This window comes from Microbacterium sp. HSID17254, from assembly GCF_003989315.1.
Taxonomy (GTDB): Bacteria; Actinomycetota; Actinomycetes; order Actinomycetales; family Microbacteriaceae; genus Microbacterium.
In genome coordinates this window covers 1-11,085 of record NZ_RBLT01000059.1, presented here as the reverse complement: position 1 = coordinate 11,085, position 11,085 = coordinate 1, and the positions used below count along the sequence as shown (strand labels likewise).

The window sequence follows — 11,085 nt, the reverse complement described above, 5'->3', positions numbered from 1 at the left end:
CGCCGTGGTCGGCGCGCGACGGGCGCACCGGCGGAGCCAGAGCCGTACGGTCGATGAGCGCGTAGAGGCCGCCGTCGACGAGGTCTTCGCACTCGGTGTCGCCGGGGATCTCGTATCCTCCGGGGCCGATCGTGACGAACCGGTCCGCGTCGGGGATCCCGCTCAGGGTGAGAGCGTCCTCCAGCGTCTCGTCGAGCGGCAGGGAGAGGTCGATGCGGCGGTCTTCGCTCTGGAGGACGATCCGACGCCGCTCTACGATCTCGACTGACACACCTGCACCTTATCCACTGCGCGCGACTCTCGCCGCGGGGCACCGCCTCCGGCGTTCCCGGGGTTCACGATGCCCCCGCGTCGACCCTCGTACCGCGCCTTCTCGAACCGGAGCGGCGTCATTCAGTCGGTGGGTTCGTCGCGGGATCCGGCGCGCGCTCCCTTGGCGCGGGGACCAGCTTCCTCGTCGTCCTCCAGCTTCGGCGCGATAGGACCACCGAGGCCCGAACGCTTCGCCTTCTCCTCCTCGTCGGCGCCACCGGCGCCGCCCATCATGCCCATGCCCGGTCGGCCACCGGCTCCTGCCGCGCCGGAAGACCCGGTGCCCGCGGCACCCGCCCCGCCGACGCCGCCAGTACCGGCCATACCGCCAGGGCCGCCTGCACCACCGACGCCGCCAACACCACCGACGGCGGAGTTACCGAGCAGACCGCCACCGGCCTTGAGTCCGGCACCGGCACCCGGGCCCAGGCCCGCACCGCCGAGTCCGCCCATGCTGCCGAAGCCGGCGATCTTCGAGCTCGCCGCGATCGCCGCCGCACCGGCGCCGCCGCCCACGATCCCTCCGAGGCCCCCGCCACCGCCGGGGAAGACCCCGCCCGGAAGGGCACCGCCGGGAAGCGAGCCGGAGCCGCCGGGACCACCGGAACCGCCGGGAAGACCGCCACCGGGCCCGCCCGGAAGCAGGCCACCGCCGGGAGAGTCGATTGAGGGATCATCGATACCCACATCGCCCGGGCGATCGCCGGGACCTTCTGGAACCCATCCTCCGCCGCCCGGCCCGGTGGGGACCGAGGGCACCGAAGGGTTCGTCGGGACCGGGGGATGATACTCGCCGACACCGGCGCCGGAAGGAGGCACACCTCCGACGCCCGGTGCGGAGCCGGACGGGCCGCCGATGCCGCTCGGATACGAGATCCGTGGAGCCGTCACACCGGGATCGGATCCGCCGGGCTGGTCATCCGTGCCGCCGGGCACGGTGACGTCCATGTCGAGCGACGCCACCCGCGCGGAGGACTCGCGGAGTTCCTTGGCCGGCTCCTGGAGCGACGCCTCGACCCGCTCGACGATCTTGCGGGCCTCTTCTTCCCGCTTGTTGCCGAGGAAGTTCCCGATGGCATCGAGTGCGGTGTCGGCGGCCAGCGGCCCCAACACAGGGTGGACGACCACCGAGCCGACGCGCGCGGCGTTCGCCCAGAAGGAATCGACCTGCGCGCTCGGGAGTTCTGCCGCTGCGGTCTCCCGGCGGATCGAGTTCGCCGTGTCGATGACCCGCGTGATGTGTGAGACGTGCGCTTCCACGTTGCGGAACCGTGCACGCAGGGTGTTCAGCGACGTCCTGGCGCTCTCAGCAGCGCTCCCCTCCCAGGCAGACGATGCGAGCACAGCAGCAAGCGCACTGTCCAACGAGCGCAGCGCGTTCTGAAGCGCAGGAGCCTTCGGGATGCGCCAGTCCTCAACAGCTCGGATGCGATTGAGTTCCGCTTCGTAACCGCCACCAGCCTGCTTACCGGCCATGGGCTCCCCCTTGCTCGTTGTTCCGTCGTCGTGAAGATCGTGTGAGCACGACCGCGAGAATGATGCCGCCCACGAGAAGGACAGCGACCAGGATGCCGCCCCCGACCAGCAGCGGCACCAATGCGTCCTGCGTGGACGAAGTCTCGCCAGGCTCGTCGCTGTCGGCGGTCGGCGCCGGCGTCGCAGCAGCAGCTGCAGCGCGGACGTCGGCCGCCGACGGCTGGGCGTTCGGGTCTTCTGCATCGAAGATCGGGTTGACATCCGGGTACGCCGTCGGATCGACAGCGAGCATCCCCGTCAGCGAGACCGCTCCATAGCCGACGCTGTCGTTCCACTCCGGCTCGTGCTCGCCCTTGGTGCCCGTGTTGCGGATGAGGCTCTGCAGCAGCTGACCCGAGGTGGCATCCGGGTACTTCTGTTTCACCACGGCGAGGAAGCCCGCCGCGATCGGCGTCGCATACGACGTGCCGGTGAGGAGGACCTGCTCGTCCCAGGAGTTCTCGCTGCCCTGCCCGAGCAGACCCATCCCCGGCGCAGCGACGATCACGTCGTCGCTCTGATTCGGCGAAGGCTCGCCCACGCCCTCGATGGTGGTGGAGCTCTGGATCTTCCCATCGGCACCGAACGACTGCACTGCAACGACGCCGTTGCCCGACGCAGGCTGCGAGGCCACCCCGGAGTTGTTCGGAAGAGCCGCCACCACGATCACGCCGGCGGCCTCCGCCTTGGCGAGGGCGTCGGTCAGATCGAAGCCCTCGAGGGAGATGGAGATGATGTCGGCGCCATCCTCGACCGCATCCTCGATCGCACGCGACACCCCGGTCGTCCCATCAGCCATGACCGTGCTGCCGTCTTCGAGCAGACACTGCTCGTCGAACTTCTCCCCCATCGCGGTATCGAACACCCCGTCGGTGACGATCGCCGGGTAGTAGAGGACCTTCGCACCAGGCGCGGCCCCGGTAACGGGAAGGCCGCCTGCCGGCGCATCTCCGGTCCCTGCGATCATCGAGACGACGTGCGTCGCATGCGACGCCGCCACATAATCGGTCGACGTCGCCGGCACCGGGTCTCCCTCGGCGTCGCGACAGTAGGAGTCCTTCACCTCGAGATCCGCGCCGCGGAGACCGACGATGTCGGGATTGATCTGACCGTCGATGACCGCGACGGTGACACCCGTCCCGTCGAAGCCCGCATCGTGCGCTGCCTGCACCTTTCCGCGATCGAACCACCACAGACCCGACTCCAGCGTCGCTGCGTGAGCGGACGCAGGGAGGAGAAGCGCCAGCGCGACGATCGACGCGACCGCAGTGGATGCGCCGGATAGCACACCGCGTCGCATCAGTAGTCGGCCTCCGCGCTCGTGTCCGAGTCGCTCTGCGCGACGGCAGAGTCGAGGAGCGACAGGATCAGCTTCGAGTCATCAGCGATGGCTGCGTCCTGCTCCGCGATCATCATGACGGCCTGACGAATCGTCTCCTGCGTCTCGTTCAAGGAGTCCACAGCATTCTGCGTGGCCACGCTCAGACGACCGGCCGCGTAGGCCACCGCGTTCCGCAGCTCATCCGTCGCCTTCGACGTGCCACCCTCGGACACGGCGACTTCGTTCGCGGCAGGAAAAGCCGCTGCTTCACGGGCCAGCCGCTTGAGCTCGGCCATGATCTGATCGAAGTCGATTCCGATGGTCATCGACGCCCCCTCTTCTTTCCTCCGGCGATCCCGTCACGCCTGCTGTACCGTCCGGTGGCTCACCGGAAAGCACAGCAGACGGCGCGGGCCCGACGCATCTCCGCGCCAGACCCGCGCCCCGGGTTCACGCGCCGAAGCGCCCCGCAGCCGACTTGTCGGTCTGCACGTACTGACCCGAGATCTCCTCGGTCTTCCCGGCGATCTGCGTGAGCAGCTGCTGCATCTCGCTCAGCGAGCGGTTCCACTTGGCCTGCGCCTGGTCGTAGGCCTGCTGCGCGGCACCATCCCACGCCGCACGCAGCTTGCTGACCTCGGACTCGAGGCGGTCCAGCTCGGAACGAATACCCTGCGACCCGCTGCGGATCTGCGCCGCGAGAGCGTTGACCTGCTCCGGGCGAACGGACATCGACTGCATCATGTTCTCCTTGAAATCTCTGCGGTCTGCGCTCAGGCGCCCATCATCGAGCCGAGGCCCGCGATGGTCTGCTGGTGAGCTTCTTCGGTGGCGGCCTGGTCACGCTCGGTGCCCGCGAGGGCATCCTCGAGCGTCACGAGGACCTCATTGAGCTGACGAGCCTGCTCGTCCCACCGCGACATCAGCGTGGTGAACGATGCGGCAGCCGCACCCGTCCAGAACCCGCGCAGCTGCTCGATCTCACCGCGGACCTTCTTGGTCTGCTGATCGATCCCGGACTTCGTCTCCCGCACGGCCTGGGCTCCGCGACGCAGAGCCCCCTCTTCTGCGGAGATGACATCAGCCATTACTCACTCCCTCCGGTCCCCATGAGGACACACGCGGGGGAGCGCCTTCCCGATACGGGACGACTTCGGAACAACCCCCGACAATCTGTTTCCGCACATAGGCTAAAGCAGGTCGGTGCCCATTTCCAACGGCCTGGACAGATCCGTATCGAAATTTCTACGTTCGATCGATGAATGGCCTGAAGCAGGCCCGAGCCGCCTCAGCCGCAGCCCGCGCGTGCGCAACAGATAGGATCTGGCCTGTCAACTAGAGTGAGTCCGGGCCGGACCCCCCGCAATGCCTGCGGCGGGAGAGCATCACACACGTGGGGGGACACCACCGATATGAGCCAGAGCGGCACCGTGGCAGGAACCGTGCTGCGGATCTCCGTGGTCAGCGACGACCGCAGGCTCGACGTGGGGGTGCCGTCGCAGGTCCCCCTGGTCGAGATCATCCCCGGCTTCGCCCGCAGTCTCGGCGTGCTCGACCCGACCCTCACGCACGGCGGATACGCGCTGCAGCGGGCGGACGGCACGCCCCTCGACCCCGCTCGTGGCGCCGCGGCCCAGGGCGTGCACGACGGCGAGCTGCTGACCCTGGTGCGCGGCGGACTCATGCGCGAGCCGCGCATCTACGACGACGTCGTGGAAGCCGTGATCGACGCGACCGCGGAGCAGCACAACTCCTGGACCCCCGCGGACAGCTCCCGCACCGCCCTCTTCGTCAGCCTTACCTTCCTCGCCCTCTGCGCCGTGCTCCTCGTCGCGACGCCGCCGACGTCTCTGCTCCCGGCGATCATCGCGGGATCGGGCGCGGTCGTGCTCAGCGTCGCCGCCGCGGTGCTGATGCGGCTGCGGCAGCCGGAGGCCGGTCATGCGCTCGGACTCACCGCCGCGGCGTACGGCGGGCTCGCGGGCTACCTCGCGGTCCCCGCGCAGAGCATCTGGGGCTGGCCGCTCGCGGCTCTCGGGCTCGGACTCGTCGTCGTCGGGGGCCTCAGCCTGGCCGTCACCCAGGACAAGCCCGAGATCCACCTCGTGCCCATCGCCCTCGGTGCCTCGATCGGGATCACGGCCACGGCGGCCGCGGTCTTCGGCGACCCGCTCGCCTCGTACGCGCTGATGCTCGCGACCACGGCGCTGCTCGCGAACGGCATCCCCTGGCTGGCTCTGAGCTCCACCCGCATCCGGGTGATCTCACCGCAGAGCGACGCCGACATGTTCTCCGCGCCGCAGCCCATCGACGCCGAGGAGGTGAAGCGTCGCGCCGCCGCCGGCACCCGCACGCTCATCGCGCTCCGTGCCGCGCTCGGCCTCGCCGCCCTCATCGCGACCCCGCTCGTCGCCGCCAGCGGCGTCACGGGCGCCGTGCTCTGCGTGCTCGCCTTCGTCGGCATGATGTTCCAGTCGCGGCAGATGCACGCCCGCCTCGGGGTGCTCGTGCTGATGGCGATCGGGGCGATCGGCCTCGCCGCGACCGGTGTGACCGTCGCGCTCGCCCTCCCCGACGTGCGCACCTGGATGCTGCTCATCCTCGTGGTCGCCACCGTGGTGCTCATCGGGCTCACGCTGCTCACGCCGAAGGCCCGCCTCCGCCTCACGCGGCTCGGGGACACGGTCGAGGTCGTCGCGCTCGCCCTCCTGCTCCCGCTCGGGGTCATCACGGCGGGGCTCGTCTGACCGATGGCGACCAAGAAGGACCTGATCGAGGCCCAGGGCTTCAGCCGGCGACGGCTCCTCTCCGCCTTCACCGGCGGCGCCCCCGGCGGCAAGGAGCTCGAACCGGCCAAGCCGCTGCGCGCCGTCATCGCGGGCATCGCCCTCACCGTCGGCGTGATCCTCGTCGGCGTGTTCTGGGGCATCATGCAGCCGGGCCTCCCCGGCGACTGGCAGAACAACCGCCTCATCGTCGCCACCGACACGGGCGCCCGCTACGTCTCGGTCGAGGGGACGCTGTACCCCGTCATCAACACCGCCAGCGCCCGCCTGCTCATCCCCGCCGGCGAGTTCAAGGTCGTGCGCACGGATCAGGCCGCCCTCGACGGCATCCCGGTCGGCGGTTCGATCGGCATCCTCGGTGCCCCTGACGACCTGCCCACCCCGAGCGCCCTCATCAACACGGCATGGACCGCGTGCATCGACGACTCTGCCGGGACCGCCGTCTCGCTGTCAGGGGCGCCGATCGCGGAGCCGTCGACGGGCACCGGCGCGGTCGTGCAACGCGGCGACGAGCTCTTCGTGATCGCGGACGGCCTCCGGTACGCCGTCCCCGCCGACGACGCCAACGCGGTGCTGCGCGCGGTCGGCCTCGGCACCAGCGACGTCATCGAGGTCGACGGACGCTGGCTCAACCTCTTCGAGAGCGGCGCCGACCTCGAGCCGATCCGTCTGAACGCCGTCGGCGCCCGGGTGCCGGGGACCAATCTGACGGCGGGCACGATCGTGCACGTGCAGGGCAGCCCCGCGGACGAGCGCTACGTGGCCCTCGCGACCGGAGAGCTCGCGCGCCTCAGCCCGCTCGCGTACCAGCTCTACCTGCTCGGCAGCGCGCAGGAGGCCGGCGCGGACGAGGAAGAGGTGTCCCCGGCGGAGGTGGCCGACGTTCCCACCGTTCCGAACGCCGGTGGCGACGACTGGCCCATGCTTCCGCTGACGCCGCTCGCCTCCGGCGAGACCCCGTGCGCGGTCCTGGGCGGCGACGCCCGCACCGTCCTCGGGTCCACGAGCACCGAGCTGCCGGAGGACCGCGACCGTGTCGCCGTCACCGTCGGCGGCGGGGCCCTCGTGCAGACGAGCGGCCCGTCGGACGAGGCGGTGGGCATGGCCGTGCTCGTCGACGAGTCCGGTACCGCGTACGCCATCCCGGGCGCCGTGCCGGACGAGTCGGCGGAGGACGCCGCCAGCGCACCGCTCGCCCAGCTCGGTTACACCCCCGGCGACGTCGGGCGGGTGCCGAGCGCGTGGATCGACTTCTTCGCCGCCGGGCCGGCGCTGACCACAGAGGCCGCGAGAGAGTCGCCCGGCTCCGGGGACGAGTGATGCGCCGCCGCGCCGCTCTCGCCACCCTCGTGGTGGGCGCTGCCGTATGGGGGGCGCCGGCCGCCGCGGTGGCCGCGCCGACCGCTCCCACGACGATCGTGTCGATGGCGACCGGCGCCTGCGAGCCCGGCACCGTGGTGTTCGCTCCCGAGGCGCCGTCGGCACTCGCGGCCCTCGGGGCGGAGGATGCGAACCGTCTCGCCACCGGGAAGGGCGTCGTCGTGGCGGTCGTCGACTCCGGGATCGACGCCGGCAACCCGCACCTCGCCGGCGTCGTCGTCGGGGGCGTGAACCTCGTCGGCGACGGCGAACGCGGCGACGGCCTGAGCGATCTGACCGGGCACGGCACCGCCATCGCCGGGCAGATCGCGGCGCAGCCCGTCTCCGGCTCCGGCGTGGTGGGGCTCGCCCCCGATGCGCGCCTGCTGTCGGTGCGCGCGTTCCGCAGCGACTCGCCGCAGGACATCGACAAGGGGTGGGGACCGAGCGCCCAGCGCCTCGCCGACGGCATCAACTGGGCGGCGGACAACGGCGCGGACATCATCAACGTCTCGTCGTCGCAGGAGACGGACTCGCCTGCGCTGCGCGCGGCGGTGGAGCACGCGGCCGCCGTCGGAGCGCTCGTCGTCGCCAGTGGTGGCAACAGGGCCTCCGACCCGGAGGCCGAAGACGGAGCCCGGTATCCCGCCGCCTACGAGCAGGCGCTCGGCGTCAGCGCGGCCGATGCGACGGGGCTCGCGACCGACAGCTCGATCCACGGCCCGCAGGTCGGAGTCACGGCCCCCGGCGCGAACGTGCTCACCGCGGCGACGGGCGGCGGGGACTGCCTGTTCGCCTCCGACGCCCCGGCATCGAGCTTCGCGACCGGCTACGTGAGCGCGGCGGCGGCCCTGGTCGCCGAGGCGCACCCGGAGGATCCGCCCGCGGGGTGGGCGTACCGGCTCACGGCGACCGCACTTCGCGCGGATGCCGACAACCGCGATGACGTGAACGGCTGGGGCTTCATCCGGCCCTCCGCCGCCATTCAGCTCCTCCCCGACCCCACCACCCGCGGACCCGTCAGCCCCTTCTTCGACACCGGGGAGAGTGCGGTGCGGCCCCCGGTCGTGAGCGTCGAGCCCGACCACGGGGTGCCGCCGTTCGTCCTCACCCGCGAAGTGGCCCTCATCGCCGCGATCGCCGGGGCGAGCCTGCTCGGAGTCCTCGGCATCCTCATCGTCCTCCGGCGACGCCGGGAGACCCCCGCCGACGCGGCGGTCGAGGTCGAACGACAGGGCGGCCTCCTCGACCGCCCCGACCCCGAAGCCTGAGAGAGCGCAGGGCGCGTCGTCAGCCGAAGACGACGAAGCCCAGCACAACGAGACCGACGACCGACACGACGCCCGCCCCGACGGTCGCAACAAGGGTGACGACGCTCCATCGCTGCGCCTGCTTGGCGACCGACGGCAGCCCGGGCTCCACCACCCGCGTGGGCGCGGCCGCCCCGACGACGACGGGCGGAGCGGCGGGGGTGCGCGGAGCCGGACGCGGCTTGTAGATCGCGGGAGCCGGCGCGCCGTCCGGGGCGGCGAAGGAGTCGACGCGGAACCGCGGTTCGGCGGCCTGGGGTGCGGTGCCGTCGCCCTCTGCGGCGGCGCCCTTCTTCCGCCGCAGGCGTCGAGCCGGACGCGCGACCGCCACGGTGGCGTCCTCGGGGGCGTCGGCCGCCGGAGGCCCGGAGCGATCGACGACCACGGTCGCGTCATCGATGGCCTCGCCCACGGCGTCCTCGGACCCGGCATCGACCGGCTCATCGGCGACGGCGCCTTCGGGCGCATCCTCCGCGGCATCGTCGATCCGGTCGGGAGCCGGAGCCGTCTTCGCGCGATCCACCACGATGGTGGCCTCATCGACGGCGGACGATGTGTCATCGGCCGCCGGGGGCACCGGGTCCGCCGCTTCGGCCCGCCGGCGGTCGCGCCGTGTCAGGATGACGGTCTCCTCGGCCTCGTCGTCGCTCATCGCGCTCGCACCGGGACCGTCGTGCCCTCGAGCATCGAATCGGTGACCGCGGACACGGCGGCCCGTCCGCCCGTGGCGTCGTCGGGACGCGTGCGTGCGCCGCCGGAGACGACATCGATCACCAGGACCGAGATGTTGTCTCGTCCTCCGCCCTGCAGCGCGCGGCGGACGAGGGCCGCCGCCGCGGTCTCCGGGCGGCCGTTCATGGTCAGCGTCGCGCGGATGGCCTCATCGCTCACCTCGCCGGTGAGTCCGTCGGAGCACAGGAGGAGCCGCTCGCCGTCGACGACGGGGAGCAGCCAACTGTCCGCGGTGCTGTCCGGAGCCCCGACCGCGCGCGTGATGACGTTGCGGCGCGAGAACGAGGCCAGGTCTTCGGGGCGGAGCTCCCCGGCATCGACGAGCTCCTGTCCGAGGGAGTGGTCGATCGTGAGCTGCGCCAGCTCGGTACCGTGGTGCCGGTAGACCCGGGAGTCCCCCACGTTGAAGACGAGCCAGTGCGGCGCACCCTCGTGATCCACGAGGGCCACACCCGTCACGGTGCTGCCCGCACCGCGGGCGTGCGCGGCGGCGATGCCCTCGACGACGGCCGCGGCTCGACTCAGCGCGTCACTGATGTCGCCGACGTCGACCGTCCGCCCGCGCAGCGGCTCGAAGGCGGCGACGACGGCCGCGCTGGCGCGATCACCGGCGTCGTGCCCGCCCATGCCGTCGGCGACCAGGAAGACCGGACGCGCGTCGAGCACCGCGTCCTCGTTGGCCGTCCGCGTGAGCCCGGTGTCGGTCAGCGCGGCGACCCGGAGGACGACGGATTCCACGGTCACGAATCGCGCTCCGCGACGACGTGCATGCCCACTTCGCCCAGGATGAACCGGCCGGTGCCCACCACGCTCTCACCGGCGTCCAGGAGCGTCTCCGAGCCGTCGTCGGCCACCACGACGACGCCGTTGGTGGCGTGCAGGTCGGTCAGGCGCCACTCGTCCTCCTGCACCACCAGGCGGGCGTGGGTCTTCGACAGCGTGCGGGTGGTGTCCGGGATGGCCAGCCGCTGCTCGCCCGGCTCCCCGGTGGGGTTCCGGCCGATCACGACGCTCGCGCCGGACAGCGAGAACCGACGACCGTCGTCCAGCACGAGGACGCGCCGCACCCCGCGCTTGCGGGCGACGACCACCGTGGCGTCGAGGTCGTCGTCGGTGGGACGCGGCGTCACCACGGTCTTGTCGAGCGCGCGCGGGCGGGGGGTGTCCGGCATGGCCAGCCGATGCTCGGCCGGCTCACCGGTGGGGTTCCGGCCGATCACGACGCTCGCGCCGGACAGCGAGAACCGACGACCGTCGTCCAGCACGAGGACGCGCCGCACCCCGCGCTTGCGGGCGACGACCACCGTGGCGTCGAGGTCGTCGTCGGTGGGACGCGGCGTCACCACGGTCTTGTCGAGCGCGCGCGGGCGGGGGGTGTCCGGCATGGCCAGCCGATGCTCGGCCGGCTCACCGGTGGGGTTCCGGCCGATCACGACGCTCGCGCCGGACAGCGAGAACCGACGACCGTCGTCCAGCACGAGGACGCGCCGCACCCCGCGCTTGCGGGCGACGACCACCGTGGCGTCGAGGTCGTCGTCGGTGGGACGCGGCGTCACCACGGTCTTGTCGAGCGCGCGCGGGCGGGGGGTGTCCGGCATGGCCAGCCGATGCTCGGCCGGCTCACCGGTGGGGTTCCGGCCGATCACGACGCTCGCGCCGGACAGCGAGAACCGACGACCGTCGTCCAGCACGAGGACGCGCCGCACCCCGCGCTTGCGGGCGACGACCACCGTGGCGTCGAGGTCGTCGT

At 71.9% G+C, this 11,085-nt stretch carries 12 protein-coding genes; 3 read left to right on the top strand and 9 right to left on the bottom strand.

Annotated features, from left to right (window positions below; genetic code table 11):
- The 6 genes from D8M34_RS17035 to D8M34_RS17010 all read right to left on the bottom strand — a co-directional run.
- A partial coding sequence (locus tag D8M34_RS17035; RefSeq protein WP_148113073.1) for a hypothetical protein occupies positions 1-271 on the bottom strand: 271 nt, incomplete at its 3' end.
- Between the two features lie 122 nt (positions 272-393).
- On the bottom strand, positions 394-1,656 hold the full coding sequence (locus tag D8M34_RS17030) for a hypothetical protein (RefSeq protein ID WP_126894607.1): 1,263 nt from the start codon (positions 1,654-1,656) through the stop codon (positions 394-396).
- Positions 1,657-1,777: 121 nt separating this feature from the next.
- Entirely contained in the window at positions 1,778-3,127 is a 1,350-nt protein-coding gene (locus tag D8M34_RS17025; protein ID WP_126894606.1) for a S8 family peptidase, read from the bottom strand.
- On the bottom strand, positions 3,127-3,474 hold the full coding sequence (locus tag D8M34_RS17020; RefSeq protein WP_025104642.1) for a hypothetical protein: 348 nt from the start codon (positions 3,472-3,474) through the stop codon (positions 3,127-3,129). Before D8M34_RS17020 ends, D8M34_RS17025 begins: the two co-directional genes overlap by 1 nt.
- Positions 3,475-3,598: 124 nt before the next feature.
- On the bottom strand, positions 3,599-3,880 hold the full coding sequence (locus D8M34_RS17015) for a WXG100 family type VII secretion target (protein ID WP_081811619.1): 282 nt from the start codon (positions 3,878-3,880) through the stop codon (positions 3,599-3,601).
- A 41-nt stretch (positions 3,881-3,921) separates the two neighbouring features.
- Entirely contained in the window at positions 3,922-4,236 is a 315-nt protein-coding gene (locus tag D8M34_RS17010; RefSeq protein WP_101847547.1) for a WXG100 family type VII secretion target, read from the bottom strand.
- 324 nt (positions 4,237-4,560) lie between these two features.
- Between D8M34_RS17010 and eccD the strand changes: the two genes are divergently transcribed.
- From eccD to D8M34_RS16995, 3 genes are read left to right on the top strand one after another with little or no spacing between them, the layout of a single operon-like run.
- Complete coding sequence (eccD, locus tag D8M34_RS17005) at positions 4,561-5,895, top strand: type VII secretion integral membrane protein EccD (protein ID WP_060923226.1); 1,335 nt, start codon at positions 4,561-4,563, stop codon at positions 5,893-5,895.
- A gap of 3 nt (positions 5,896-5,898) precedes the next feature.
- Positions 5,899-7,254, top strand: coding sequence for a type VII secretion protein EccB (eccB, locus tag D8M34_RS17000; protein WP_126894605.1), 1,356 nt, complete (start codon positions 5,899-5,901; stop codon positions 7,252-7,254).
- The gene (locus D8M34_RS16995) at positions 7,254-8,564 is read left to right on the top strand and encodes a S8 family serine peptidase (protein WP_126894604.1); all 1,311 of its coding nucleotides are present in this window, start codon (positions 7,254-7,256) and stop codon (positions 8,562-8,564) included. The genes eccB and D8M34_RS16995 overlap by 1 nt, the downstream gene beginning before the upstream one ends.
- Before the next feature lie 19 nt (positions 8,565-8,583).
- Here D8M34_RS16995 and D8M34_RS16990 read toward each other — a convergent pair whose 3' ends face one another.
- The 3 genes from D8M34_RS16990 to D8M34_RS19425 form a co-directional block, all read right to left on the bottom strand.
- Positions 8,584-9,255 carry a hypothetical protein gene (locus tag D8M34_RS16990; RefSeq protein ID WP_126894603.1) on the bottom strand — a complete coding sequence of 224 codons (672 nt, stop codon included), beginning with the start codon at positions 9,253-9,255 and terminating at the stop codon, positions 8,584-8,586.
- Entirely contained in the window at positions 9,252-10,079 is an 828-nt protein-coding gene (locus D8M34_RS16985; protein WP_025104650.1) for a PP2C family protein-serine/threonine phosphatase, read from the bottom strand. Before D8M34_RS16985 ends, D8M34_RS16990 begins: the two co-directional genes overlap by 4 nt.
- Positions 10,076-11,085, bottom strand: a 1,010-nt coding sequence (locus tag D8M34_RS19425) for an FHA domain-containing protein (RefSeq protein ID WP_126894602.1), incomplete at its 5' end; no start/stop codon positions are given. The genes D8M34_RS19425 and D8M34_RS16985, both read right to left, overlap by 4 nt.